Annotated in this window: 27 protein-coding genes; 20 read left to right on the forward strand and 7 right to left on the reverse strand. The window is 64.2% G+C overall.

Annotation, left to right across the window (positions count from 1 at the left end; translation table 11 throughout):
• Positions 1 to 171: 171 nt before the first annotated feature.
• From ACNJYA_RS06010 to ACNJYA_RS06025, 4 genes are all read left to right on the forward strand, one after another.
• A complete protein-coding gene (locus ACNJYA_RS06010; protein WP_212254167.1) occupies positions 172 to 999 on the forward strand; it encodes a sterol desaturase family protein in 828 nt (275 codons plus the stop codon).
• A gap of 149 nt (positions 1,000 to 1,148) precedes the next feature.
• Positions 1,149 to 1,652: a pilus assembly protein N-terminal domain-containing protein gene (locus ACNJYA_RS06015; RefSeq protein WP_172784908.1), complete on the forward strand. Its 504-nt coding sequence runs from the start codon at positions 1,149 to 1,151 to the stop codon at positions 1,650 to 1,652.
• A gap of 208 nt (positions 1,653 to 1,860) precedes the next feature.
• Positions 1,861 to 2,442 carry a TadE/TadG family type IV pilus assembly protein gene (locus ACNJYA_RS06020; RefSeq protein ID WP_172784907.1) on the forward strand — a complete coding sequence of 194 codons (582 nt, stop codon included), beginning with the start codon at positions 1,861 to 1,863 and terminating at the stop codon, positions 2,440 to 2,442.
• A 23-nt stretch (positions 2,443 to 2,465) separates the two neighbouring features.
• Positions 2,466 to 3,080, forward strand: coding sequence for a TadE/TadG family type IV pilus assembly protein (locus ACNJYA_RS06025; RefSeq protein ID WP_246570574.1), 615 nt, complete (start codon positions 2,466 to 2,468; stop codon positions 3,078 to 3,080).
• A gap of 89 nt (positions 3,081 to 3,169) precedes the next feature.
• On the opposite strand, the gene ACNJYA_RS06030 is transcribed toward ACNJYA_RS06025, so the two are convergent.
• From ACNJYA_RS06030 to ACNJYA_RS06040, 3 genes are all read right to left on the reverse strand, one after another.
• On the reverse strand, positions 3,170 to 3,382 hold the full coding sequence (locus tag ACNJYA_RS06030; RefSeq protein ID WP_014439634.1) for a cold-shock protein: 213 nt from the start codon (positions 3,380 to 3,382) through the stop codon (positions 3,170 to 3,172).
• Positions 3,383 to 3,637: 255 nt separating this feature from the next.
• Positions 3,638 to 3,925 carry a translation initiation factor IF-1 gene (infA, locus tag ACNJYA_RS06035; protein WP_439365677.1) on the reverse strand — a complete coding sequence of 96 codons (288 nt, stop codon included), beginning with the start codon at positions 3,923 to 3,925 and terminating at the stop codon, positions 3,638 to 3,640.
• Between the two features lie 23 nt (positions 3,926 to 3,948).
• Positions 3,949 to 5,508, reverse strand: coding sequence for a DEAD/DEAH box helicase (locus tag ACNJYA_RS06040; RefSeq protein ID WP_439402227.1), 1,560 nt, complete (start codon positions 5,506 to 5,508; stop codon positions 3,949 to 3,951).
• Between the two features lie 502 nt (positions 5,509 to 6,010).
• Between ACNJYA_RS06040 and urtA the strand changes: the two genes are divergently transcribed.
• From urtA to ACNJYA_RS06120, 16 genes are all read left to right on the forward strand, one after another.
• On the forward strand, positions 6,011 to 7,333 hold the full coding sequence (urtA, locus tag ACNJYA_RS06045) for an urea ABC transporter substrate-binding protein (RefSeq protein ID WP_172784904.1): 1,323 nt from the start codon (positions 6,011 to 6,013) through the stop codon (positions 7,331 to 7,333).
• 84 nt (positions 7,334 to 7,417) lie between these two features.
• A complete protein-coding gene (gene urtB, locus ACNJYA_RS06050) occupies positions 7,418 to 9,025 on the forward strand; it encodes an urea ABC transporter permease subunit UrtB (protein ID WP_439402228.1) in 1,608 nt (535 codons plus the stop codon).
• Entirely contained in the window at positions 9,022 to 10,191 is a 1,170-nt protein-coding gene (gene urtC, locus ACNJYA_RS06055) for an urea ABC transporter permease subunit UrtC (protein ID WP_172784902.1), read from the forward strand. The genes urtB and urtC overlap by 4 nt, the downstream gene beginning before the upstream one ends.
• 7 nt (positions 10,192 to 10,198) lie before the next feature.
• Positions 10,199 to 10,960 (forward strand): urea ABC transporter ATP-binding protein UrtD, encoded by a 762-nt coding sequence (gene urtD, locus ACNJYA_RS06060; RefSeq protein ID WP_212254171.1) that lies wholly within the window; start codon positions 10,199 to 10,201, stop codon positions 10,958 to 10,960.
• A 3-nt stretch (positions 10,961 to 10,963) separates the two neighbouring features.
• Entirely contained in the window at positions 10,964 to 11,659 is a 696-nt protein-coding gene (urtE, locus tag ACNJYA_RS06065) for an urea ABC transporter ATP-binding subunit UrtE (RefSeq protein ID WP_036021619.1), read from the forward strand.
• A gap of 38 nt (positions 11,660 to 11,697) precedes the next feature.
• Positions 11,698 to 12,528: an urease accessory protein UreD gene (locus ACNJYA_RS06070; RefSeq protein ID WP_172784899.1), complete on the forward strand. Its 831-nt coding sequence runs from the start codon at positions 11,698 to 11,700 to the stop codon at positions 12,526 to 12,528.
• A gap of 38 nt (positions 12,529 to 12,566) precedes the next feature.
• Positions 12,567 to 12,869 carry an urease subunit gamma gene (locus tag ACNJYA_RS06075; protein ID WP_007605424.1) on the forward strand — a complete coding sequence of 101 codons (303 nt, stop codon included), beginning with the start codon at positions 12,567 to 12,569 and terminating at the stop codon, positions 12,867 to 12,869.
• 108 nt (positions 12,870 to 12,977) lie between these two features.
• Positions 12,978 to 13,283 carry an urease subunit beta gene (locus ACNJYA_RS06080; protein WP_026202067.1) on the forward strand — a complete coding sequence of 102 codons (306 nt, stop codon included), beginning with the start codon at positions 12,978 to 12,980 and terminating at the stop codon, positions 13,281 to 13,283.
• A gap of 12 nt (positions 13,284 to 13,295) precedes the next feature.
• On the forward strand, positions 13,296 to 14,423 hold the full coding sequence (locus ACNJYA_RS06085) for a patatin-like phospholipase family protein (protein ID WP_439365681.1): 1,128 nt from the start codon (positions 13,296 to 13,298) through the stop codon (positions 14,421 to 14,423).
• 13 nt (positions 14,424 to 14,436) lie between these two features.
• Positions 14,437 to 14,976 (forward strand): HD domain-containing protein, encoded by a 540-nt coding sequence (locus ACNJYA_RS06090; protein WP_439365682.1) that lies wholly within the window; start codon positions 14,437 to 14,439, stop codon positions 14,974 to 14,976.
• 34 nt (positions 14,977 to 15,010) lie between these two features.
• Positions 15,011 to 16,726 carry an urease subunit alpha gene (ureC, locus tag ACNJYA_RS06095; protein WP_439402229.1) on the forward strand — a complete coding sequence of 572 codons (1,716 nt, stop codon included), beginning with the start codon at positions 15,011 to 15,013 and terminating at the stop codon, positions 16,724 to 16,726.
• 130 nt (positions 16,727 to 16,856) lie between these two features.
• Positions 16,857 to 17,156, forward strand: a complete 300-nt coding sequence (locus tag ACNJYA_RS06100) for a putative quinol monooxygenase (RefSeq protein ID WP_035998129.1) — start codon at positions 16,857 to 16,859, stop codon at positions 17,154 to 17,156.
• Between the two features lie 13 nt (positions 17,157 to 17,169).
• A complete protein-coding gene (locus tag ACNJYA_RS06105) occupies positions 17,170 to 17,781 on the forward strand; it encodes an urease accessory protein UreE (RefSeq protein WP_172784895.1) in 612 nt (203 codons plus the stop codon).
• The gene (locus ACNJYA_RS06110) at positions 17,762 to 18,490 is read left to right on the forward strand and encodes an urease accessory protein UreF (protein WP_439403384.1); all 729 of its coding nucleotides are present in this window, start codon (positions 17,762 to 17,764) and stop codon (positions 18,488 to 18,490) included. The genes ACNJYA_RS06105 and ACNJYA_RS06110 overlap by 20 nt, the downstream gene beginning before the upstream one ends.
• A 39-nt stretch (positions 18,491 to 18,529) precedes the next feature.
• A complete protein-coding gene (ureG, locus tag ACNJYA_RS06115; RefSeq protein ID WP_439402230.1) occupies positions 18,530 to 19,153 on the forward strand; it encodes an urease accessory protein UreG in 624 nt (207 codons plus the stop codon).
• A 300-nt stretch (positions 19,154 to 19,453) separates the two neighbouring features.
• On the forward strand, positions 19,454 to 21,115 hold the full coding sequence (locus tag ACNJYA_RS06120; protein WP_172784893.1) for a CHASE domain-containing protein: 1,662 nt from the start codon (positions 19,454 to 19,456) through the stop codon (positions 21,113 to 21,115).
• A gap of 211 nt (positions 21,116 to 21,326) precedes the next feature.
• Here the strand turns inward: ACNJYA_RS06120 and ACNJYA_RS06125 are convergent, their stop codons facing one another.
• The 4 genes from ACNJYA_RS06125 to ACNJYA_RS06140 form a co-directional block, all read right to left on the reverse strand.
• Entirely contained in the window at positions 21,327 to 21,935 is a 609-nt protein-coding gene (locus tag ACNJYA_RS06125; protein WP_439403385.1) for a TetR/AcrR family transcriptional regulator, read from the reverse strand.
• 84 nt (positions 21,936 to 22,019) lie between these two features.
• Positions 22,020 to 23,162, reverse strand: coding sequence for an OpgC domain-containing protein (locus ACNJYA_RS06130; RefSeq protein WP_212254176.1), 1,143 nt, complete (start codon positions 23,160 to 23,162; stop codon positions 22,020 to 22,022).
• A gap of 188 nt (positions 23,163 to 23,350) precedes the next feature.
• Positions 23,351 to 23,806 carry a hypothetical protein gene (locus ACNJYA_RS06135; protein ID WP_172784891.1) on the reverse strand — a complete coding sequence of 152 codons (456 nt, stop codon included), beginning with the start codon at positions 23,804 to 23,806 and terminating at the stop codon, positions 23,351 to 23,353.
• 88 nt (positions 23,807 to 23,894) lie between these two features.
• Positions 23,895 to 24,266: a DUF883 family protein gene (locus tag ACNJYA_RS06140; protein ID WP_172784890.1), complete on the reverse strand. Its 372-nt coding sequence runs from the start codon at positions 24,264 to 24,266 to the stop codon at positions 23,895 to 23,897.
• Positions 24,267 to 24,334 lie beyond the last annotated feature (68 nt).

Consider the following 24,334-nt stretch of genomic DNA (forward strand, 5'->3'; position numbering starts at 1 on the left):
TAAACCCAGCTTCGGCGCGATGCTTTTGCCCAGAGTGAATTTCGCCTTAAGACGGCCTCTGCAATTCGTTCCGGTTCCGGATGCCTCGCCAACGCGGCGCCTGCTTCACCCTCCCTTAAATTTCGCGGAGTAGGCGTAAGGCTACAGCGGAATTCGCGGAGAGAGGCGACGATGTCGAGCCTGCCCATGCAAGTCGCCTTGATGCTCGGCGAGACCATCGTGAAGGTGATCCCGGTCACCTTCCTGCTCGCGGCGGTCTTCACCGTGCTGGAGCATTTCTGGGCCTGCAATCCCGGCGCGCCGTGGTGGCGCAAGCGGGAGATCGTCACCGACATCTGCTACTGGTTCTTCGTCCCGGTGTTCGCCCGCACCATGCGGATCGGGCTGCTGGTCGTCGGCGCCAGCGTCGTCTTCAACATCCACGATGCCGACGAGCTCATCGCCTTCTACGACAACGGCCACGGTCCGCTGGCGCAGCTGCCGCTGTGGCTGCAGGCCCTGCTGTTCCTGGTGCTGTCCGATTTCATGCTGTACTGGCTGCACCGGCTATTCCACGACGGCGGCTTCTGGAAATATCACGCGGTCCATCATTCGTCGGAGGAGATCGGCTGGATCTCCGCGGCCCGCTTTCATCCGGTCAATCTCTTGCTCGGGACGATCAGCGTCGACGTCCTGCTGCTGATGGCAGGCATCTCCCCGAACGTCATGGTCTGGGTCGGCCCGTTCACCACCTTCCATTCGGCCTTCGTGCACGCCAACCTGAACTGGACCTTCGGACCGTTCAAATACGTGCTGGCGACGCCGGTCTTCCACCGCTGGCACCACACCTCGCTCGAAGAGGGCGGGGACACCAATTTCGCCGGAACGTTCCCGATCTGGGACGTGCTGTTCGGCACCTTCCGCATGCCGGAGGGCAGGCTGCCGCAGGATTACGGCAAGGACGAAGCGAGCATGCCCAAGGAGATCGGAGGCCAGCTCGCCTATCCGTTCCGGCACTAGGGGGCGGGCCCGCAGATATCCGTCCGTTCAAACAATACGCGGCGAGTTTGCGGAACGTTCACGAATTAAAGGCAGGTTAGCCGGGTCGGGCACCGGCTCCGCTGTATTCGGTCGTTTCTGCCGGTTTGTGACGTCCCGGGGGTAAGAGTATGCGTAAAGAAATGCTGCGCCGTCATGTGCGCGTCTGTCTTCTGGTTGCCGCTGCGATGCTGGCAACGCCGGCCGCAGGCCTCGCCGAGCCCGTCGCCGATACCATCGCGGTCAATGTCGACCAGGCCAAGCTGGTGCGGCTGCCCGGCAAGGTGGCGACCATCGTGGTCGGCAATCCCCTGATCGCCGACGTCACGCTCCAGCCCGGCGGCATGATCGTCGTGACCGGAAAGGGCTACGGGGCCACCAACTTCATCGCGCTCGACCGCGGCGGCGAGATTCTGGTGGACCGCCAGATCCAGGTCGAAGGTCCGAGCGACCGGCTCGTCACCGTCTATCGCGGCATCGAGCGCGAGTCCTACAGCTGCGTACCGCTTTGCCAGCGCCGCGTGACGCTCGGCGACAGCGATGCCTACTTCAACAACGCGATGAGCCAGGCCGGTACGCTGAGCAGCAGCGCCAGCGGCGGTGCGGGTGCCGGCGCGGCTGCCAAGCCAAACTAGCGGACCGGCCGGCCTGCACCCCGCCAGGCCGCTCGCCGCTTCGCCGGCATCTCTCCGCGCGCCGTATTTCAGCGCGCTTCGGGACGCGCCTGGTTAACGCAGTCTTAACGGCGCGGTCCGCCGGCTGCGGATCGTCTGAAACACTTAGACAATCAGTTTCCGCTATTGAACGGGCAGATGATCGCCGGTCGCTGGGGAATTTGACGAGATGCCATCGCCTGCACCTACGAGGTTCACGCTGCGGAAGGCGCTGCTCCGGTTTCGCGGCAACCGCCGCGGCTCCGCAGCCGTCGAGTTTGCGCTGGTCGCACCGATGTTCTTCGCGCTGCTGTTCGCCATCATCGAGACGGCGCTCATGTTCTTCTCGAGCCAGGTGCTCGAAACCATCGCGCAGGACTCCGCGCGCGCGATTCTGACCGGCCAGGCCCAGGCACAAGGCGGCTCGGTGGCGGCCTGTCAGACCGCGCCCAACACCGTCTCCGCGTGCGATCAGACGACGTTCAAGGCCTTTGTCTGCACCAAGATCCCGGCGCTGTTCGATTGCAGCAAGCTTTATGTCGACGTTGTCAGCACCAGCTCCTTCGGGACGCTCAGCCTCACCAACTTCGGCACTTCCTGCACCTTCAATCCCTCCGGCATGCAGTACAGTGCCGGAAGCTCCGGACAGGTCGTCGTGGTGCGCCTGTTCTATCAGTGGCCGCTCATCGTCACCGGTCTCGGCTACAACATGGGATGCAACAACAAGCGGCTGATGGTGGCAACGGCGGCGTTCAAGAACGAACCCTTCTGAGGCAGATGGATCTGGGCGGACCGATGCGGGCGATTGCGAACATCTGGAGGAATGCAGGCGGCTCCGTGCGCGGCTTCGTCGCCGACAAGCGCGCGCTGGCGGCGACCGAATTCGCGATCATCGTACCGCTGATGCTGGTGATGTTCTTCGGCACCGTCGAATTTTCGTCGGCCGTGGCGATCGACCGCAAAATCACGTTGATCGCGCGGACATTGTCCGATCTGACGTCGCAGTCGACGACGCTCGACGATGCCAGCATGAAGGATTCGTTCACGGCAAGCATCTCGGTCGTCATGCCCTACGACGCGACGCTTGTGAAGGGCACGATCTCGCAGATCTACATCGACGCCAACAGCGTCGCCAAGGTCCAGTGGAGCAAGGCCGGCACGATTGCGAGCGGCGCGACGCAAGCTACGCTTGCGACCTCGACTCGGACCGCCGGCGACACGGTCACCACGATGATTCCCCCGACGCTCCTGATTCCGTCGAGTTATCTCATTCTGAGCGAGGTCAAGTACACTTACACGCCGACCATCGGTTACGTGTTGAAGTCGAGCGTGACGCTGAGCGATCTCTCCTACACGCGGCCGCGTCAGGTCGTCTGCGTGCCCTACAACAACGTGCCCTCGACCTGTTGAGACTTGCCAGCCGCCCGTGAAATGAAAAAGGCCGTGCGTCACGCACGGCCTTTTTGCTTTGGCTCGATCGGGCCACCGGCCCGGTGGGCTCAGCCCGCAGCGCGCAGGTTGTCGGCTGCCGACTTGCCGGAACGGCGGTCGGCCACGATCTCGTAGGAGATCTTCTGGCCCTCGCGCAGCGAGCCGAGGCCGGCGCGCTCGACGGCGCTGATGTGAACGAACACGTCCTGGCCGCCGTCGTCGGGCTGAATGAAGCCGAAACCCTTGGTCGCGTTAAACCACTTCACGGTTCCCATGCTCATGGGGTAGTCCTTCTCAGATAACACAATGTCGGAGCCCGCTCGCGCGGGCAGGGTTAGATCGAATTTCTGGAAGGGTCGTCAGCGTGTCTGAACCGGCTGTACCGGTGGATGCCAATGTCGTCCGGCCGAAAATCGATTAATTCATTTTATCGGAAACGAGGGTCCGAAACAATCCGGACGTACACGATTTTTGATCCGCCGTGATGCCAACGGCGGATCAATCTACAGATCGGAATTCGAACTCGACGCAGCCGACTAGCGGCGGCGGAACTGGCCGCCGCGCTGTCCGGGACGGGGCGGTCCGCCCGGCGCGCTGGGACGTTCGTCCTTGTGGCGGAAAATCAGCCGGCCCTTCTCGAGGTCATAGGGCGACATCTCCACCGTCACGCGGTCGCCCGCGAGCGTCTTGATGCGGTTCTTCTTCATCTTGCCGGCGGTATAGGCAACGATCTCGTGTCCGGCGTCGAGCTGCACGCGGTAGCGGGCATCGGGGAGGATTTCGGTGACCAGTCCTTCGAACTGGATCAGCTCTTCCTTAGCCATGAATGTCTCCAGGTCGTGGACGGCTAGTGCGAATAGGGTTTGCGGTTCGGTTGGCTGTTTGGCCGACTCTGGCGGCGCAAAAAGGCAACGCCTTGTATCCCATCAGGGGTCCCGGCGCTATGCGCGGAACGCTGTTCCGGACGGTCGACAGGCGATGAATGCATCTTACCACCGGAGCGGCGGCGGCGAGAACCCTTGGAGGCATTCTGCCCACTGCCGGGCCGTCCGTCGGCATGCCTTGCCTCCGCATGCCGTCCTTCACCGTGCCTTCCGTCGCCGTGCTTGCCGGCACCATGGTGGCGCCCGTCGGCATGCCGTTCGTCGGCACGACGCCCGTCACCGTGCCGTGCGCCTTGCGGGCGCTGGCCGGGGCGGCCGCCTGGCCGGCCCTGTCGTTGCTGCGACGGAGCGGGACCGGGATCGCGGCGGCCGGCGTCGGTGCGGTGGTCCTCCCGCGCCAGGGCGACGCGAATCAGCCGCTCGATGTCGCGCAGATAGCCGAGTTCCTCGCCGCCCGCGACCAGCGAGATCGCGGTGCCGTCGGCGCCGGCACGCGCGGTGCGGCCGATGCGATGGACGTAGGTTTCCGGCACATTCGGCAGGTCGAAATTGATGACGTGACTGATGCCATCGACGTCGATGCCGCGGGCGGCGATGTCGGTGGCGACCAGGGTGCGGATCTCGCCCGAGCGGAACTGGGCGAGCGTGCGCTCGCGATGGTTCTGCGACTTGTTGCCGTGGATGGCGTTGGCGGCGATGCCGGCCTTGGCCAGCGTCTTCACCACCTTGTCGGCGCCGTGCTTGGTGCGGGTGAAGACCAGCGCGCGGTTGATCGCCTCGTCCTGCAGCAGCTTGGTCAGGAAGGCGGGCTTGGCCGCGAAATCGACCTGGAGGATGCGCTGGTTGATCCGCTCGGCGGTCGAGGACACCGGCGTCACCGCGACGCGGGCGGGGTCGCGCAGCATGGAATCGGCGAGCTCGGCGATGTCCTTCGGCATGGTGGCCGAGAAGAACAGCGTCTGCCGCTTGATCGGCAGCTTGGCGACGATTTTGCGGATGTCGTTGATGAAGCCCATGTCGAGCATGCGGTCGGCTTCGTCGAGCACGAGGAACTCGACGCTTGAAAGCTTCAAGCCGTTGCTCTGCACGAGGTCGAGCAGGCGGCCGGGGGTGGCGACGAGCACGTCGACGCCCGGCATCAGCGCGCGGACCTGACGGCCCATCGGCACGCCGCCGATCGCAAGCGTCGAGGACAGGCGGATGTGGCGGCCATAGGCGTTGAAGCTGTCGAGGATCTGGCCGGACAGCTCGCGGGTCGGCGACAGCACCAGCACGCGGGCGGTCTTGGGCTGCGGCTTGATGCGGTTATCGAGCAGACGATGCAGGATCGGCAGCGCGAAGGACGCGGTCTTGCCGGTACCGGTCTGGGCGATGCCGACGACGTCGCGGCCGGTCAATGCCAGCGGGATGGTTTGGGCCTGGATCGGGGTTGGGGTGACGTAATTCTCTTCACGAAGAGCGCGCGCGATGGGTTCGGCGAGGCCGAAGTCCTGAAACGAAGTCAAAAGAGGGGTTCTTTCCATGTCAAGCGAACGCCCGGCGCATCAGCGCGGCGCGCGCAAAAGGGTGTCGAGAAGACACCTGCGTGTTTGGGGTGTCGGATGGCTTGGATGATATGGGGCAAGCCAGAGGCCCGTAGAGGGCTTAAGAACACGCGGCTCGCAACGACCCCTTGATTCGCAAGAGGTCTCGGACGTTCATATGGAACATCGACGGGGCGCTTTCAAGGCGGGTGCGCCCGAAACCAGCGGGTGCGGTGCAAAAATACTGCTGCCGGAAATTTAGCCAGAACTGGCGATTTGCTCAGAAAATAGTCCGACTGCCGCTTTCGCATACATTTATATTGCCTAGGATTTGGGCTGTCTGCCTGCGGCGAAACTTTGATTTCTGACGATTAAGTCAATAGATTCAATAAGTTGATGGGGGCTCAGCCCATGGCATGGTTCTTGCGATTCCGTTAATCGCAGGCGGCCGTGGGGCCGTTTCGCAGCGTTTTCACGTCTGCGTCAGGGAGATGAAGCACTCATGTTTAACAAATCCACTCACGATATAGCGGCGTCATTTAGCCGCCGCGGCGTGCTCGCCGCGACCGCCGGACTGATGCTCGGTCTGGCTTCATTGACTGGCGCGAAGGCCGCGGACGGCACCATCAAGGTCGGTGTGCTGCACTCCCTGTCCGGCACCATGGCGATCAGCGAAACCACGCTGAAGGACACCATCCTCTTCCTGATCGACGAGCAGAACAAGAAGGGCGGCGTGCTCGGCAAGAAGCTGGAAGCCGTCGTCGTCGACCCCGCTTCGAACTGGCCGCTGTTCGCCGAAAAGGCGCGCGAGCTGATCACCAAGGACAAGGTCTCGGTCGTGTTCGGCTGCTGGACCTCGGTGTCGCGCAAGTCGGTGCTCCCCGTCTTCAAGGAGCTGAACAGCATCCTGTTCTACCCCGTGCAGTACGAGGGTGAGGAGAGCGAGCGCAACGTCTTCTACACGGGTGCTGCGCCGAACCAGCAGGCGATCCCCGCCGTCGACTATCTGATGAAGGAAGAGAAGGTGAAGCGCTGGGTGCTCGCGGGCACCGACTACGTCTATCCGCGCACCACCAACAAGATCCTGGAAGCCTATCTGAAGTCGAAGGGTGTCGCCCAGGAAGACATCATGATCAACTACACGCCGTTCGGTCATTCCGACTGGCAGACGATCGTGGCCGACATCAAGAAGTTCGGCTCGGCCGGCAAGAAGACCGCGGTGGTCTCGACCATCAACGGCGACGCCAACGTTCCCTTCTACAAGGAGCTCGGCAACCAGGGCATCAAGGCGAAGGACATCCCGGTGGTCGCGTTCTCGGTGGGTGAGGAAGAGCTCGCCGGCATCGACACCAAGCCGCTGGTCGGTCACCTCGCCGCCTGGAACTACTTCCAGTCGATCAAGTCGCCGGAGAACGAGAAGTTCATCAAGGCGTGGCAGACCTACACCAAGAATCCGAAGCGCGTGACCAACGATCCGATGGAAGCGCACGTGATCGGCTTCGACATGTGGGTCAAGGCGGTCGAGAAGGCGAAGTCGACCGATCCCGACAAGGTGATCGACGCTCTCCCGGGCATCGAAGCCAAGAACCTGACCGGCGGCACCTCCAAGATGCTCCCGAACCACCATATCACCAAGCCGGTGTTCATCGGCGAGATCAAGGGCAACGGCCAGTTCGACGTGGTCTGGAAGACCCCGAGCCTCGTCCCCGGCGATGCCTGGTCGAAGGAGCTCGACGGCTCCAAGGACCTGATCGGCGATTGGGTCGGCAAGAAGTGCGGCAACTTCAACACCAAGACCAACAAGTGCCTCGGCTCGGGCTCCTGATCCCGATCTAACGCTCCATTACAAGACCGGAGAGGGCGGCGATCCCGCCGCCTTCCCCACTCATTTCTGCCGGGGTCATTCACAGTGCCAGCCCATTTGTCCGCCCGTCTCTGTTCGCTTGCACTCTCGTTGTTTCTGATTGCGTTCGCGCTGCCGGCCTTCGCCGGTCCGTTCGAGGACGCGGTCGCCAAATTCGCCCATGATGATTTTTCCGACACGGAAGAGGCGATCGGTGCGATCGCGGGCAGCGGCAGCAAGCTGGCTTTTCCGATCATCAGTGCGCTCCAGGACGGCCGTCTCATGGCCGATCCCGACAGCAAGAAGGTCTACGTCACCGGTGCCGACGGCAAGTCGATCGACGCTGCGACCGGCGAGGCCGTCGCCAGCGTTCCCGACGGTGCGAGCGCGGTTCGCCTCAACAACCGCCTGCGCCGCAGCGTCGATGCCGCGCTCGGCAGCCTGACGCTGCAGTCGCCGGATCTGGGAGCGCGCCTGCAGGCGGCACAGTCCGTCTTCAAGTCGCACGAGGAGACCGCGCTTGAGGCGGTCGATGCCGCGCTTGCCAAGGAAACCAACAAATCCGTCAAGGCGGCGCTCGGCGAGGCCCGCGCTGCGATCCTGCTGTTCAAGTCCGACGCCACCGAGGTCGAGAAGCTCGAAGCGGTCGCAACCATCAAGGCGCGTGGCGACCAGGATGCGCTGGCGCTGCTCACCGGCATGGGCGAGCAGCCCGCCTCGGTGACCAAGGCCGCCGCGAGCGCGATCGGCTCGATCCAGAATTCGCTCGCAGTCTGGTCGATGGTGCAGAATGCCTGGTACGGCCTCTCGCTCGGCTCGGTCTTGCTGCTCGCCGCGATCGGGCTCGCCATCACCTTCGGCGTGATGGGCGTCATCAACATGGCGCATGGCGAGATGGTGATGATCGGGGCCTACACCACCTTCGTGGTGCAGGAGGTGATCCGCACCCGCTATCCCGGCCTGTTCGACTATTCGCTCTTGATCGCCGTGCCGCTCGCCTTCCTCGTCGCAGGCGCGATCGGCGTCTTGATCGAGCGCAGCATCATCCGCTTCCTCTACGGCCGCCCGCTCGAGACGCTGCTCGCGACCTGGGGCCTGTCGCTGGTGCTGCAACAGGCAGTGCGCACCATGTTCGGCCCGACCAACCGCGAGGTCGGCAACCCCTCCTGGATGAGCGGCGCGTTCGAACTCGGCCAGATCACCATCACCTATAACCGGCTCTGGATCCTTGTCTTCACGCTCGCCGTGTTCGCGATCCTGCTCGCGATGTTGCGCTACACCGCGCTGGGGCTCGAAATGCGTGCGGTGACGCAGAACCGCCGCATGGCGGCCTCGATGGGCATCGCCACCTCGCGCGTCGACGCACTCACATTCGGCCTCGGCTCGGGCATTGCCGGCATCGCCGGCGTGGCGCTGTCGCAGATCGACAATGTCAGCCCCAATCTCGGCCAGAGCTACATCATCGACAGCTTCATGGTCGTGGTGTTCGGTGGCGTCGGTAATCTCTGGGGCACGCTGGTCGGCGCCTTCACGCTCGGCATCGCGAACAAGTTCCTGGAGCCGGTCGCCGGCGCAGTGCTCGGTAAGATCGCGATCCTGGTTCTCATCATCCTGTTCATTCAAAAGCGGCCGCGCGGCCTGTTCGCGCTCAAGGGCCGTGCGGTGGAAGCATGACCCCTCACATGCTGACGCGATCGCTGGACCGCGGCGCGACGATCTTCCTCTTGGTTGTCGCCGGGCTGGGCGTGCTGATCCCGCTGTCCAACCTGCTGCTGCCCGCCGGCTCGTTCCTGCAAGTGCCGACCTATCTCGTGGCGCTCTGGGGCAAATATGTCTGCTACGCCATCCTGGCGCTCGCGATCGATCTGATCTGGGGCTATTGCGGCATCCTCTCGCTCGGCCACGGCGCCTTCTTCGCGCTCGGCGGCTACGCCATGGGCATGTACCTGATGCGGCAGATCGGCACCCGCGGCGTCTACGGCAATCCGATCCTGCCCGACTTCATGGTATTCCTGAACTGGCAGAAGCTGCCCTGGTACTGGTACGGCTTCGACATGTTCTGGTTCGCCGCGCTGATGGTGCTGGTCGTGCCCGGCCTGCTCGCCTTCTGTTTCGGCTGGCTCGCTTTCCGCTCCCGCGTCACCGGCGTCTATCTGTCGATCATCACGCAGGCGATGACCTATGCGCTGCTGCTCGCCTTCTTCCGCAACGATTTCGGCTTCGGCGGCAACAACGGCCTGACCGACTTCAAGGACATCCTGGGCTTCAACGTGCAGGCGGAGGGAACGCGCGCCGCGCTGTTCGCGCTGAGCTGCCTGGCACTGATCGTCGGTTTCCTGATCTGCCGCGCCATCGTCTCCTCCAAGCTCGGCAAGGTCTTGATCGCGGTGCGTGACGCGGAATCGCGCACGCGCTTCCTCGGCTACCGCGTCGAATCCTACAAGCTGTTCGTGTTCACGGTGTCGGCCTGCATGGCCGGCGTCGCCGGCGCGCTCTATGTGCCGCAGGTCGGCATCATCAACCCCAGCGAATTCGCGCCGGGCAATTCGATCGAGGCGGTGATCTGGGTCGCGGTCGGCGGCCGCGGCACGCTGGTCGGCGCTGCGCTCGGCGCCGTCGTCGTCAACTACGCCAAGACGTTCTTCACCTCCGGCGTGCTGGCGCCGTACTGGCTGTTCATGCTGGGCGCTTTGTTCATCCTGGTGACGCTGCTGCTGCCCAAGGGCATCGTCGGCACCTTCAACGCCTGGTGGGATCAGTCGAAGGAAAAACGCACCGCCGCGACCACCGCGAGCGCCGCGGCCGAAGACGGCGTCACCGAACCCAAGATGGCGGAGTAAGCGGGTCATGAACGTCATGGACACCCGCGCGACCTCCGCGATGCTCTATCTGGACGGCGTGCACGTCTCCTTCGACGGCTTCCACGCCATCAACAATCTGTCGCTGACGCTCGAGCCCGGCGAGATGCGCGCCATCATCGGCCCGAACGGCGCCGGCAAGACAACGATGATGGACATCATCACCGGCAAGACCAAGCCGGACGAAGGTACCGTGCTGTTCGACGGCATCACCGACCTGACGCGCCTCGACGAGACCCGTATCGCCGAGCTCGGCATCGGCCGCAAATTCCAGAAGCCGACGGTGTTCGAGAGCCAGACCGTGCAGGACAATCTGCTGCTGGCGCTCAATGTCGATCACTCGGTCCGCGGCACGCTGTTCTGGCGCGGCAGCAAGGCGGAGTCCGAGCGCATCGACAAGGTGCTGGAGACGATCCGTCTCACCGAGGCGCGCAACCGCCTCGCCGGCAGCCTCAGCCATGGCCAGAAGCAATGGCTCGAGATCGGCATGCTGCTGGCGCAGGATCCGAAACTGCTGCTGGTCGACGAGCCCGTCGCGGGGATGACCGACGTCGAGACGCACCTCACCGCCGAGCTGCTGAAGGAAATCAACAAGACCCACACCGTCATGGTGGTCGAGCACGACATGACCTTCGTGCGCGAGCTCGGCGTCAAGGTCACCTGCCTGCACGAAGGCACGGTGCTCGCGGAAGGAACCATCGACCAGGTCTCGTCCAACGAGCGGGTCATCGAAGTCTATCTGGGACGCTGAGCGATGCTTGAGGTCAAGGACATCAACCTGTTCTACGGCGCGGCGCAGGCGCTGCGCGGCGTATCGATCTCGGCCGAGCCCGGCAAGGTCACGTGCGTGCTCGGGCGCAACGGCGTCGGCAAGACCTCGCTCTTGCGCGCCATGGTCGGGCAATATCCGATCTCCTCGGGCGCAATCGTGTTCGACGGCAGCGATATCACCGGCCTCAAGCCGTATGAGCGGGCGCGCAAGGGTATTGGCTTCGTGCCGCAGGGCCGCGAGATATTTCCGCTGCTGACGGTCGAGGAGAACCTCAAGACCGGCTTCGGTCCGCTCAAGCGCGAGGACAAGCACATTCCGGACGACGTGTTCTCGCTGTTTCCCGTGCTGCAATCCATGCTCGGCCGGCGTGGCGGCGACCTCTCCGGCGGCCAGCAGCAGCAGCTCGCGATCGGCCGCGCGCTTGTGATGCGGCCAAAACTGCTCTTGCTCGACGAGCCCACCGAAGGCATCCAGCCCTCGATCATCAAGGACATCGGCCGCGCCATCTCTTACTTGCGCAATCTCGGCAACATCGCCATCGTGCTGGTCGAACAATATCTCGACTTCGCCTGCGAACTCGGCGACAGTTTCGCGGTGATGGATCGCGGCGCGGTGAAGTTCACCTGCGACCGTTCCAATCTCGATCCGGGCGAGATCAGCCGCCAGATGGCGCTGTAAGCCGGCAAAGACCTGCCGCGACCGGCTGGGGGAGACGGATGCGCAGCGAATTGTCAGCCACATCCACGCTGTTCGAGGCCAACCGCGCCCGTGGCGCGGTGCGCTTCGACGTGCATGCGCGCGCCGGCGTGACGCGTCGCGGCGCCTTGCATGAATCCGGTTCGCTCCGCGTCCGCTTTCCCTCGCCGGAAGATCAGGGTCTGTCCGGCGTGTTCGTCAATACGGCCGGCGGAGTTGCTGGTGGCGATCGCTTCGATGTCGAGATAGCGGCGGCGGATGGAGCGCGGCTGACGCTGACCACAGCGGCCGCCGAAAAGGTCTATCGCACGCCCGGAGCTGCGGCGCAGCTCAACATCGCCCTGAAGGTCGGCGCGGGCGCGCATCTTGCCTGGCTGCCTCAGGAGACGATTCTGTTCGACCGCGCCCGCGTGCAGCGCCGCTTCGACATCGATCTCGACGAGGCAGCCTCGCTCCTGCTCTGCGAAATCGTGGTGTTCGGCCGCACCGCCATGGGCGAGCGGATGGAGCAGGGCGAGTTCATCGACCGTTGGCGGCTGCGCCGTGGCGGCCGGCTGGTGTTCGCAGAGACGGTCCGGCTCGACGGCGACATCGGCGGCAAGCTTGCACGGCCCGCGGTCGCCAAGGGTGGCGCGGCGATCGGCACAGCCCTGATCGTGCCCGGCGACGAGGCCCTGGTCGAGCGCATCCGGGAGGCGTCGGAATCGTTCTCCGGCGAGGTCGGAATCTCGGCCTGGAATGGCTTTGCAATGGCGCGGTTCTGTGCCCAAGATGCGGCGCGCTTGCGCGCCGACATGATGACGGTGCTGGCACGCACCGGTGCGGCCCTGCCGCGGCTCTGGTTGAACTAGACTGGTTGAATTGACGTGCTGAACGGAAGAGATGTCGCATGAACCTGTCTCCCCGCGAAAAGGACAAGCTTTTGATCTCGATGGCGGCAATCGTGGCCCGGCGCCGGCTGGACCGCGGCGTCAAGCTCAACCATCCCGAGGCGATCGCGATCATCTCCGATTTCATCCTCGAAGGCGCCCGCGACGGCCGCACCGTCGCCGAGCTGATGCAGTCGGGCGCGCAGGTGCTGACCCGCGACCAGGTGATGCCAGGCATCCCCGAGATGATCCACGACATCCAGGTCGAGGCGACCTTTCCTGACGGCACCAAGCTCGTCACGGTGCACGAGCCGATCCGCTAAGTGTCATTCCGGGGCGCCCGCAGGGCGAACCCGGAATCCAGAGATTGTTGACCGAGATTCCGGGTTCGGCCCTTCGGGCCGCCCCGGAACGACAGAGGAATGCAAAACATGATCCCCGGTGAACTCTTCATCCAGGACGGCGAGATCGAGCTCAATGCCGGCCGCAAGACCGTGACGTTGACTGTGGCCAATACCGGCGACCGCCCGATTCAGGTCGGCTCGCACTATCATTTCTTCGAGACCAACCCGGCGCTGAAGTTCGACCGCAAGAAGGCCCGCGGCATGCGCCTCGACATCGCCGCCGGGACCGCCGTCCGCTTCGAGCCCGGCCAGACCCGCGACGTGCAACTCGTCGCCATGGCGGGGAAGAAGACGATCTACGGTTTCCGCGGGGATGTGATGGGGAAGCTGTAGGGCAGGCCTGCCATGAATACCGTCCTCAAGGACAAGGTCGAGATTGGACTCGTGCTCCAGGGCGGCGGTGCGCTTGGGGCCTATGAGTTCGGCGCGATCGAGGCGCTTCTGGAATTGATGGATGCCATCCATGCCGAGGGCAGGACCGTTACGCTGGCCGCGGTCACCGGAGTTTCCATTGGCGCGATAAATGCGGCCTGCGTGGTTGGCGCGACCGATCGGGCCGATGCCAAAAGGCGCCTGCAATTGCTGTGGTCGGAGCTTTCGCTGGAGTCGCGGAATTATTGGTGGGGTATCGCCAGCCAGGATTTCGCTTTGTTCGGCGTGCACGGTTTCTACAAGCCTCGTTATGACTACTGGAATGTCTTCCGCTGGACCAATTTCTACAACACCGAGCCCATGCTCGGGACGTTGGCGAGACACGTGAATTTCACGGCGCTGAACAACAGCCCGACCACCTTCGTCGTCACCGCAGTCGACGTGTCGTCCGGCGAGTTGGTGCGTTTCTGCAACCATCCGCACAAGGGCGAGAAGCGGACCGAGATCGGTCCTCGCCATGTGCTGGCAAGCGGCAGCCTTCCGCCCGGATTTCCGGCGACGCCAATCGGCGACGCGAATTTCTGGGACGGCGGCATCGTCGACAACACGCCGCTCGGCGATGCGATTGATGCGTTTTCCGGATCGGACGACGTCGATCGCATCCTGGTCGTGATGAACTTGTTTCGAAGCAAGCGTGCGGCGCCAAAGAACATGATCGAGGTCAATGATCGCTTGAGCGAGCTGCGTTATGGCAACCGCCTGCGCCAGGACGGTGCGAACGCAGCGGTCATCAATGAATTGTTGCAGACCGTGGAGGCGCTCTACGCCGCCGTTCCCGTAGAGGCGCGGGATCCGCAGCTCGTTGACAAGGTCTCGCGTGCGCAGCGTTTCAAGACCCTGGGCGCCATCACCAACATCGACCTGGCCGATGCGGGTCTCATGAAGGAAGCCGGTCTTTCCGCGGAGTCCCGGGACTCCGGCGCTTTTCGCGATTTTTCGGCCGCGGGAATTCAGCGGCGTCGCGAGGCCGGATACAAGCTTGCGCGATTGAAGCTGCAGGACGTATTCAGGACGCGCGGTCTGCTGCCGGTGCTTCATTGACCAGGAGGCTCCAGTGATTTCCCCGATCCGCCTCGTCTCAGAAGCTGCCGAGCTCGCTGCGCATCGTCATAACGGCATGGCGCGCAAGGGCCGCGGCAATGAGCCCTATATCAATCATCTCGCCGAGGTCGCGAACCTGCTCGCGACCGCGACCGACGGCGCCGATGCAGAGCTGGTCGCCGCCGGCTGGCTGCACGACACGATCGAGGACACCGACACCACGCGCGAGGAGCTCGCGCAGAGATTTTCCGAGCGTGTCGCCTCGCTGGTTGCCGAGTGCACCGACGACATGAGCTTGCCGAAGGCAAAGCGGCGGCAGAAGCAGATCGACGACGCGCCCCACAAATCGCCGGGCGCCAAGCTGATCAAGATCGCCGACAAGATCAGCAATACGGGCGCGCGCATTCAAACCGATCCGAGCGCCGAGGAGCGCGAGGAACTCGCCGACTATATCGGCTGGGCCACGCAGGTCGTGGCGGGGTGCCGCGGCGGCAATGCATGGCTCGACGAAAAATTCGACGATGCCGTGAAGGCAGCAAAGGCCTTGCTGTGACCAACCAGACATTCAATCGCAAACGGGGCTTGTGATGTCCGTCCAGATGAAGCGTTCCGTCTATGCCGACATGTTCGGCCCGACCACCGGCGACAAGGTGCGGCTGGCCGACACCGACCTCGTCATCGAGGTCGAGAAGGATTTCACCACCTATGGCGAGGAGGTGAAGTTCGGCGGCGGCAAGGTGATCCGCGACGGCATGGGGCAGTCGCAGGTCACCAACAAGCAGGGCGCGGCCGACACGGTCATCACCAACGCGCTGATCGTCGACCATTGGGGCATCGTGAAGGCCGACGTTGCCATCAAGGACGGCCTGATCGCAGGCATAGGCAAGGCCGGCAATCCCGACATCCAGCCCGGCGTCACCATCATCATCGGACCCGGCACCGACGTGATCGCGGGCGAAGGCAAGATCCTCACGGCCGGCGGCTTCGACAGCCACATCCATTTCATCTGCCCACAGCAGATCGAGCACGCGCTGATGTCAGGCGTCACCTCGATGCTGGGCGGCGGCACCGGCCCCTCGCATGGGACGTTCGCGACCACCTGCACGCCGGGGCCCTGGCACATCGCGCGGATGATCCAGTCGTTCGACGCCTTCCCGGTCAATCTCGGCATTTCCGGCAAGGGCAACGCCTCGCGCCCCGCGGCGCTGGTCGAGATGATCAGGGCCGGTGCCTGTGCGCTGAAGCTGCACGAGGATTGGGGCACCACGCCGGCCGCGATCGACAATTGCCTGTCGGTGGCGGACGATCACGATATCCAGGTGATGATCCACACCGACACGCTGAACGAATCCGGCTTCGTCGAGGACACGATCAAGGCCTTCAAGGGCCGCACCATCCACGCCTTCCACACCGAAGGCGCCGGCGGCGGCCACGCTCCTGACATCATCAAGGTCGCCGGCCTGAAGAACGTGCTGCCGTCCTCGACCAATCCGACGCGCCCCTTCACCCGCAACACCATCGACGAGCATCTGGACATGCTGATGGTGTGCCACCACCTCGATCCCTCGATCGCGGAAGATCTGGCGTTCGCCGAAAGCCGCATCCGCAAGGAGACCATCGCGGCCGAAGACATCCTGCACGATCTCGGCGCGCTCTCGATGATGTCCTCGGACTCGCAGGCCATGGGCCGGCTCGGCGAGGTCATCATCCGGACCTGGCAGACCGCCGACAAGATGAAGAAGCAGCGCGGAGCCTTGCCGCAGGACAACGGCAAGGACAACGACAATTTCCGCGTCAAGCGCTACATCGCCAAATACACCATCAACCCCGCGATCGCGCATGGCGTGTCGAAGCTGATCGGCTCGGTGGAGAAGGGCAAGCTCGCCGATCTCGTGCTGTGGTCGCCGGCCTTCTTCGGCGTCAAGCCGGACTGCATCGTCAAGGGCGGCACCATCGTCGCGGCGCCGATGGGTGATCCCAACGCCTCGATCCCGACGCCGCAGCCGGTGCACTACCAGCCGATGTTCGGCGCGTTCGGCAAGGCGCGTACGGCATCCTCGGTGGTGTTCACCTCCAAGGCCGCGATCACTGGTGGCCTCGCGCGAAAGCTCGGCATCGAGAAGAAGCTCTATGCCGTCCAGAATACCCGGGGCAGGATCTCCAAGAAGAGCATGATCCACAACGACGCGACGCCCAAGATCGAGGTCGATCCGGAGACCTATGAAGTGCGGGCCGATGGCGAATTGCTGACCTGCGCCCCGGCGGAGGTGCTGCCGATGGCGCAGCGATATTTCATGTACTGAAATAGCGCCTCAACGCATGTCCCCGGCGGTGTCCGGGGACGGCTTTTTGCGGTTTTGCGTTCGGTCCCGCCTGGTCTAATGTCCCGCCCGGTATCGTAACCCTTTAGAAGAAAAGCCGGGAGGATTTCTCGTGATCTACGTCGTTGCCACCCTGACCATCAAGCCCGAGACGCGCGCCGAGTTCATCGCGGCCGCCACCGCCTGCATCAAGGAGACGCGGAAGGAGCCCGGCAATATCGCCTATGATCTGCATGAGAGCGTCACGGACCCTGCCAAGATGGTGTTCGTCGAGCAGTGGGAGAATATGGAAGCGCTGGGGCCGCATCGTGCTGCCGAGCACATGAAGACGTTCGGCCGCGTTGCGGTGAAATGCTTCACGGCGCCGCCGAAGATCGAATACATCACGCCCGAGAAGGTCGAGACACGGTAAAGAGGGACGACGCATGATCCGGGCGACGCAGGTCAGGGGACAGCACCGCTTCACGGAAGCACCCGTGGACACGGTCGTGCTCGATTTCGACGATCGGCACCGTCGTCGCATGGCGATGACGGGAACGCGGGGCCTCGAATTCCTGCTCGACCTGGAGCATGCCGTCGCGCTGCGCGGCGGCGATGCGCTGGTGCTTGAGGATGGAAGGCTGATCGAGGTGGTCGCGGCGCCCGAGCCGCTGCTGGAAATCCGCGGCCGCGATCCGCACCACCTCGTCCGCGTCGGCTGGCATCTCGGCAACCGTCACCTGCCGACGCAGATCTTGGCCAAGGCCCTGCGTATTCGCCGCGATCACGTCATCGAGGCGATGGTGAAGGGCCTCGGCGCGCGTGTGATCGAGATCGAAGCGCCGTTCGATCCCGAAGGCGGCGCCTATGCCGATGCCGGCCATGCGCATGGACACGACCATGCGCATCACGATCACGGCCATCATCACCATGACCATGGCCACCACCATGATCATGCCGCGCACGACCATGGCCATGAGCACCACCATCACCACGACGAGCATTGCGATCATCCCGATCATCACCACGGCCACAAGCATGCTCATGACCACAAATGAGCCGGTCGGCGCCGGTGATCTTGCTGAGGGCGAGGCGGCGGCGCTGTACCGGCTGATGACCTGGCTCTCGCCGGCGTTCCCGGTCGGTGGTTTCTCCTATTCCAGCGGCATCGAATGGGCGGTCGAAGCCGGCGACGTCACCGACACGACGACGCTGGCGGATTGGCTCGATGCGATGCTCGCCGACGGCTCGGGCTTCTGTGACGCGACGTTTCTGGTCCACGCCTATCGCGCCACGGAATCGGGCGAGACGGCCGCTTTGAACGAGATCGCCGAGCTTGCAAGCGCCTTCGTGCCGTCGCGCGAGCGGCAGCTGGAGACGACCTCGCAGGGCCGCGCCTTCATCGACATTGCCCGCGCCGCGTGGGATGCCGACGGACTGGATGCCACGGTCGCGGCATGCAGCGCGCCACTGATCTATCCGGTCGCGGTCGGCGTCGTTGCCGCGATGCACGCCGTGCCGTTGGCGCCGACGCTGCACGCCTTCCTGCATGCGCTGGTCTCGAACTGGATTTCCGCGGCCAGCCGGCTCATTCCGCTCGGCCAGACCGATAGCCAGCGTGTGCTCGTGAAGCTGGAAGCCGCCGTCGCCGCCACCGCCAATCGCGCGCTGGCTGCAACCTTGGACGATCTCGGCAGCGCGACGTTCCGGGCCGACCTCGCCAGCTTGCGGCACGAGACGCAATATACCCGGTTGTTTCGGTCGTGAGAGGCGCGGCCTTCAAGTCATCAGGAGAGAGCAAGTCACATGGCGAAATCTCACGGTCCCTTGCGTGTCGGCGTCGGCGGTCCGGTCGGATCGGGCAAGACCGCGCTGATGGACCTGCTCTGCAAGACCATGCGCGAGCGCTATGACATTGCGGCGATCACCAACGACATCTACACCAAATGGGATGCGGAGTTCCTGGTGCGTTCGGGATCGTTGACGCCGGATCGCATCGCGGGCGTCGAGACCGGCGGCTGCCCGCACACGGCGATCCGCGAGGATGCCTCGATGAATCTCGCCGCGGTCGCGGACATGCGCGCCAAGTTTCCCGGACTTGACCTCGTGCTGATCGAATCCGGCGGCGATAATCTTGCTGCCACTTTTTCCCCGGAGCTGGCCGACCTCACCATCTACGTCATCGACGTCGCCGCCGGCGACAAGATCCCGTCCAAGGGCGGCCCCGGCATCACCCGGTCCGACCTCCTGGTCATCAACAAGACCGACCTTGCGCCCCATGTCGGCGCCTCCCTGGAGAAGATGGAGAGGGACGCCAGGCGCATGCGCGGCGAGCGGCCCTTCGTCATGACCAACCTCAAGAAAAGTGAGGGGCTCGACCAAATCGTCGGCTTCATCGAGGCCAAAGGCGGCCTGAAACGGGCGGGCTGACCGGACGCGACCAGTTGGCGCAGGTGTTTTTCGCCGTTAACGAGCTGGGCCACGCCGCAACCCGCGGAACAAATTTGGGACACGGGGATTAACTACCTCCGGCGCCCGGGGCGAATTCATCCCGGCCAGACCATCGGCCGGACGGATTAAGCTTTTCAGGCGACCCAAGTTGCGTACTGATGCCTCCTCCTTCATTATCTCCGGCACTGGGGTTTACCCTGCTTCGGCCCATGGCCGTTCGAGCGGCGTTCATGTGCTCCGTGTTCATTGCCGACCTCCTGCTTTCGCCTGAGTAATCGCGTGGTCAGGCTGGGTTTCATCATCGGCTTCATCGCTCTGCTCGGGGCCTTGCTCTCCGGGCTTGCGGCTTATCGCGTCCACGACCAGGAGCTGGCGCTGGACCGGATCGCGCTGGCGCGTGCGATCGATGTCCATGCGAGCCTGGTCCAGGACCGCCTGACCGAGCGGGAGCTGCTCGCGCGTGTCGCCTCAGGCCTGTTCCGCGCGCCGTCGGTGATCAAGCCGAACATGCTGGAGCCGCTGCGCTCGGCGATCTACGCCTTCAAGACCGACTTCGTGGTGGCTGGGTGGGTCGCCCGGTTGAAGCCGGACGAGCTTGCGGCGGCGCAGGCCGCCCTCGCTGGCGCCGGCTTCCCCACTCCGCAGATCCGCTCGTATGACGACAAGCCGATCAACCCTGCCGATGTCACCCAGCCGATCGACGTACTGTTGGATCTCGAGCCGCGCAGCAACGAGACCAGGATGTTGCCCGGCCGCAGCTACGATCAGGATCCGGTTCGCAGCGCGATGCTGACGCGCGCGCGCACCGAGAAGAGGTCGGTTGCCTCGGACCCGGTGCCGTTGATCCGCGGAAACGGAGCGATCGGCATCATCGTGGCTGCGCCCGTCATTCCCGAGGGAGCGACCGAGCCGGCCGGGTTCGTGACGTTTTCCTACGAGCTCGCCTCGCTGATGCTGGCCAATGACGACATGTCGCTGTTCGCGGTGGCGCTCAGGGATCCGCGCAAGGACGGCGGCGAGCTGATCGCCAACGATCAGGGCGTGGTCTCGACGCGGATGGCGGCGGCGGACGGGCCGGCGCCGTCGGCGACGCGCACGGTGAGCTTCGGCGGCCGCGATTGGCAGCTCGGCTATTACGCGAAGACCAATTCGGTGCGCCGCGCCGAGCAGACCGCGATCATCGTGGCGGCGATCGGCTTTGCCATCACCGCAATGGTGTGCGGCCTGTTCGGTTATGTCGCCTACAACAATCTGCGGCTTAGCCGGGAGATCCAGGTCAGGATCGGCTTCGAGCGCCGGCTGACCGCGGTCATCGACGAGCTCAACCACCGCGTCAAGAACATCCTGGCGGTGATCCAGTCGATCGTGACGCGCACCTTGCGCCACGGCTCGGACATCGACAGCGCGCGCGAGCTCCTGATCGGGCGCATCCACGCCATGTCCAACGTGGTGTCGCTGCTCAGCGAGAGCCAGTGGCAGGGCGTCAAGTTGAAGGGCCTGTTCGAGGCGCGCGCGATTCCGCATGCCGATCGCATCGCGGTCACCGGCCCCGACATCGCGGTCAGCGCGCGAGCGGCGCAGAGCCTCTCGCTGCTGTTCTTCGAGCTCGCCTCGCATTCCGACGAGGGCCTGTCGCTGGTCGGCAAGCACCCGCACATCACCGCCAATTGGACGGTGACGGGCGAAGATGGCCACGAGGTCTTCCATTTTCGATGGGAGGAGTTCAACACCAGCGAGGCGACGCGCCGGCCCGATTCCGATTTCGGCCTGATCCTGCTCGACCGCGTCGCGCCCGAGGCGCTGGGGGGGACCGCCAAGCGCTTCTTCACGGACGTCTCCTACGTCTATGAATTGACCGCGCCGATGGAGACGGTGGTCGACATGACCGAGCGCGACCGCACGGACAAGATCTCGGCGCCGGTCAGGCCGGCGCGAAGTTAGAGCGGAATGGCTTTAGGTCGAATCGATTGCCGCGGCTCGTTCACCTCTCCCGCTTGCGGGAGAGGTCGCGCCGTAGGCGCGGGTGAGGGCTTTCTCCTCTAGGGGACTGTCCCATTGCGGAAACACCCTCTCCCCAACCCTCTCCCGCAAGCAAGCGGGAGAGGGAGCCCAGCTCCGTCGTTGGAGCGATCAAGCCTCATCGCATCGCGCTTTAGCTCTTCGGTCGCAACACCAGATCGACGAGGTTGCGGGCGTAGCCAGGTGTGATCGGCGCGATGCCGAAGATGTAGCGGTAGAACAGGCTGCCATAGATCGCGTCGTAGAGATTCTCAGGGGGACCCTTGGCCTGAATGCTGCCGTCCTTCTGGCCGGCGGCGATCATGTCCACCAGCGCGTCGCGGCGGAATTGCAAGTAGCGGGCGTAGAACAGCTCGGCCGAGCCGGTCTTGGAAATGCATTCTGAGATCACGGCGAGCTGCACCTTGCCGAATTCGCCCTGGAGCGCCTCGGCATAGGCGGCGGCGTGGCGCCGCGCGCGCGCCGCGGGCGTGCCGGCGCTCGCAGGCGGCAGCGGCAGCATCTGCGCGGCATGGTGGAGGAATGCGTCGATCAGCAGCGCTTCCCGCGACGGCCACCATTTGTAGATCGTCATCTTCGACACGCTGGAGTGGCGCGCGATCGCATCGATGGTGGTGGCGGCAAGGCCGGTGGTCGCCATCAGTGCATAGGCGCTTTCGAGGATGGCGTTGGTGGTCTCGATCGACCTTGGCCGGCCGCGCCGGGGCGCGCTCTCCGCCTCTTCACGCCCGTCTTTCGCCATCGCCACGCCCGGTCTCCTCACGCAGAGTCCCGGCATAGCGCAGGGGCGCCTTTCGGCCTAGCAGAATCGCACGCTTTTTTGGCTCTACGCCTGCCGCCGCAGGGCTGCCGGCAGATCCTGCCGTTTCGACCAGGCGATGTAGTAGGCGAGCCCGGTCATCGCGGCGAAGCCGGTGATGCTCACCGCCACCTGCATCACCACCAAGTTCGGCCCGGTGATCAGGATGAGGTGGCCGGCGAAGGACAGGAACACGGCGACACAGAATACCGCGAGCCATTCCTCACCGCATGCGATCACCGCTTGCAGCGGTCTCCATCTCAGGCCGGGGTGATCGGCCGGAATGAGATGGGTCGCAATGAACGCGAGGGCCAGGAAATGGACCACGCGATAGGGCGCGAGGTTTTCCTTGTCGGTCGGCGCGATGCTGTTGAGGAGGAGATCCGGCAGGTAAGCGGATAGCGTCGGCGAATGGCGCATCAAGGTGACGGCCATTGCGAAGATCAAATAGGCGCCTGCGAGGATCCGCAGCCAGGACATGCCGCGCAGCGCCCGCCCCGGCGCACCGGTCACGGCGAACCAGCCGCCCAGCACCATCAGCAGCTGCCAGCACAGCGGATTGAAGGTCCATTCCCCGTCCGGATAGATCCGAAAATTCCAGCCGAACCAGCGCGCGGCAAGATACAGCGCGACCGATGCCGCCAGCGTCAGGTTCGGCCCCCGCAACAGGCCCCACAGCACGAGCGGAAAGAGCGCCATCAGCGGGATCATCAGCTGCAGCAGGTCGAGATTCAGCGGCTCTTCCTGGAGCACGAGACCGCGGACCAGGATGCGCAGCGGATGCTCGAGAATTCCGGAGATGTTGTATTCGTGGATGATCTCCGGCGCCATCGATTGCGAGGCGACATAGGCGATGGCGTCGATATAGATCACGAACAGCACGACATAGGCGGCATAGAGCCGCCAGACCCGACGAAAGATGCGCGTCGCTGCGACCACATAGCCGCGCTCCAGCGCCATCCTGCCGTGGATGATGGCAACGCCGTAGCCCACCACGAACACGAACAGGTCCGCCGCGCCGCTGAAGCCGAAATTGCGGAGCGTCAGCAGGTTGACGACGTTGTTCGGAATATGGTCGACGAAGATGGACCAATTGGCGATGCCGAGCGTCAGATAGAGCCTGGCGTCGTGCTGGAATGCGGCGAGGTTCGCCTTGACGGACGGTTTCATTAAGTAAAATAGCTTTGGGAATCAGGATGATGCTTTTAGCGGCAATCGCCTGCCCATCCGAGTAGCGTTTGCGTGAGCGGCAAGGCAATCGCGCCGAACCGCGCAGAAATGCGGCCCTCGCCCTCTATCGAATTGGGATAGATGCGCCCAAAGGACTTACGACGAAATTTTCTGACCCGCGCCGATCGCTACTCGGCAGGCTCCGCCGACACCTCGTCGGCCACGCCGGCGCGGCTCGCCAGGATGCCGAGGGCGACGCCCCCGATGGCCAGGATCGGCAACAATCGTTTCACCCCGATGGCGCGAACGATCTGAAGCCCGGTGGCGAGGAGCATCGGATCTGCAAGCATGCTCTGCGCGGCCGATTTCGCCGCGCGCTCGGCCGCGATCTGGGCGCGCTTCTGCACCTCGCGCTTGTAGCCCCAATAGGAGCCTGCCGCGGCCAGCGTCAGCAGAAAGAAGATGCCGGCGCCGGCAAGACAAGCCTGCACCGGGCCATATTTCTGCAGCACCCAGATGAAGACGGCGGCACAAAGGAAGCCTGTCGTCACGAGCAGCGCGAAGGCAGCGCCCGCAGCCAGGGAGGTCAGCCGAACAGTCGTGCCGGTGGATGCACTGATGCTGTCGATGATGCGCTGAAACATGGCCTTGCTCCTCAATCCCCGCCAGCCGAATCGTCACGGGCCGACAGCGGCCGCGTGTCGCTGCCGTGTCAAATGAACGGCGGCATCCTTAGCGACGCCAGGCGGCGCCGATCAGGAAGCCGATGCCGAGCGCCAGCCCGACGGTCGCCAGCGGCCGCTGTGTGATCGCATCTTCCAGCGTCTCTTCGATCGAGCCGTAGGCATCTTGTGCGGCTTCCATCATCGCGCTGCCGCGCTCGGACATGTCGTCCATCGCGGAATCCATGTTCTCGCGCGCCTGGCGATAGCCGCGGCGAGCCTGCTTGCTGGTGGAGTTGGCGAAAGTATTGAGCGCGTCGGTGATCTGGTCGGTGAGGGCGGCGATATCGCTTTTCACGGCTGCTACATCCTTTTCGAGGCGGTCTCGGGTGGCTTTGTCGGTCCAGTCTCTCATCCCGGTTTCGGCATTGGGCGTGGACATCGGGAGCTCCGAACTGTGACGGCTGAGATGGGCGGAGAACGTTTCGTCGCCGGGTAAGTTCCGTTCGC

Origin of the sequence: Bradyrhizobium sp. BLXBL-01 (assembly GCF_051853025.1) — a bacterium.
Lineage (GTDB): Bacteria > Pseudomonadota > Alphaproteobacteria > Rhizobiales > Xanthobacteraceae > Bradyrhizobium.

Bases quoted from the DNA above. Each gene is read 5' to 3' on its own strand.
- ACNJYA_RS06010 (WP_212254167.1), top strand. From the start codon at position 172: ATGTCGAGCCTGCCCATGCAAGTCGCCTTGATGCTCGGCGAGACCATC.
- ACNJYA_RS06015 (WP_172784908.1), top strand. From the start codon at position 1,149: ATGCGTAAAGAAATGCTGCGCCGTCATGTGCGCGTCTGTCTTCTGGTT.
- ACNJYA_RS06020 (WP_172784907.1), top strand. From the start codon at position 1,861: ATGCCATCGCCTGCACCTACGAGGTTCACGCTGCGGAAGGCGCTGCTC.
- ACNJYA_RS06025 (WP_246570574.1), top strand. From the start codon at position 2,466: ATGCGGGCGATTGCGAACATCTGGAGGAATGCAGGCGGCTCCGTGCGC.
- ACNJYA_RS06030 (WP_014439634.1), bottom strand. From the start codon at position 3,382: ATGAGCATGGGAACCGTGAAGTGGTTTAACGCGACCAAGGGTTTCGGC.
- infA (WP_439365677.1), bottom strand. From the start codon at position 3,925: ATGGCTAAGGAAGAGCTGATCCAGTTCGAAGGACTGGTCACCGAAATC.
- ACNJYA_RS06040 (WP_439402227.1), bottom strand. From the start codon at position 5,508: ATGGAAAGAACCCCTCTTTTGACTTCGTTTCAGGACTTCGGCCTCGCC.
- urtA (WP_172784904.1), top strand. From the start codon at position 6,011: ATGTTTAACAAATCCACTCACGATATAGCGGCGTCATTTAGCCGCCGC.
- urtC (WP_172784902.1), top strand. From the start codon at position 9,022: ATGACCCCTCACATGCTGACGCGATCGCTGGACCGCGGCGCGACGATC.
- urtD (WP_212254171.1), top strand. From the start codon at position 10,199: ATGAACGTCATGGACACCCGCGCGACCTCCGCGATGCTCTATCTGGAC.
- urtE (WP_036021619.1), top strand. From the start codon at position 10,964: ATGCTTGAGGTCAAGGACATCAACCTGTTCTACGGCGCGGCGCAGGCG.
- ACNJYA_RS06070 (WP_172784899.1), top strand. From the start codon at position 11,698: ATGCGCAGCGAATTGTCAGCCACATCCACGCTGTTCGAGGCCAACCGC.
- ACNJYA_RS06075 (WP_007605424.1), top strand. From the start codon at position 12,567: ATGAACCTGTCTCCCCGCGAAAAGGACAAGCTTTTGATCTCGATGGCG.
- ACNJYA_RS06080 (WP_026202067.1), top strand. From the start codon at position 12,978: ATGATCCCCGGTGAACTCTTCATCCAGGACGGCGAGATCGAGCTCAAT.
- ACNJYA_RS06085 (WP_439365681.1), top strand. From the start codon at position 13,296: ATGAATACCGTCCTCAAGGACAAGGTCGAGATTGGACTCGTGCTCCAG.
- ureC (WP_439402229.1), top strand. From the start codon at position 15,011: ATGTCCGTCCAGATGAAGCGTTCCGTCTATGCCGACATGTTCGGCCCG.
- ACNJYA_RS06105 (WP_172784895.1), top strand. From the start codon at position 17,170: ATGATCCGGGCGACGCAGGTCAGGGGACAGCACCGCTTCACGGAAGCA.
- ACNJYA_RS06110 (WP_439403384.1), top strand. From the start codon at position 17,762: ATGCTCATGACCACAAATGAGCCGGTCGGCGCCGGTGATCTTGCTGAG.
- ureG (WP_439402230.1), top strand. From the start codon at position 18,530: ATGGCGAAATCTCACGGTCCCTTGCGTGTCGGCGTCGGCGGTCCGGTC.
- ACNJYA_RS06125 (WP_439403385.1), bottom strand. From the start codon at position 21,935: ATGGCGAAAGACGGGCGTGAAGAGGCGGAGAGCGCGCCCCGGCGCGGC.
- ACNJYA_RS06130 (WP_212254176.1), bottom strand. From the start codon at position 23,162: ATGAAACCGTCCGTCAAGGCGAACCTCGCCGCATTCCAGCACGACGCC.
- ACNJYA_RS06135 (WP_172784891.1), bottom strand. From the start codon at position 23,806: ATGTTTCAGCGCATCATCGACAGCATCAGTGCATCCACCGGCACGACT.
- ACNJYA_RS06140 (WP_172784890.1), bottom strand. From the start codon at position 24,266: ATGTCCACGCCCAATGCCGAAACCGGGATGAGAGACTGGACCGACAAA.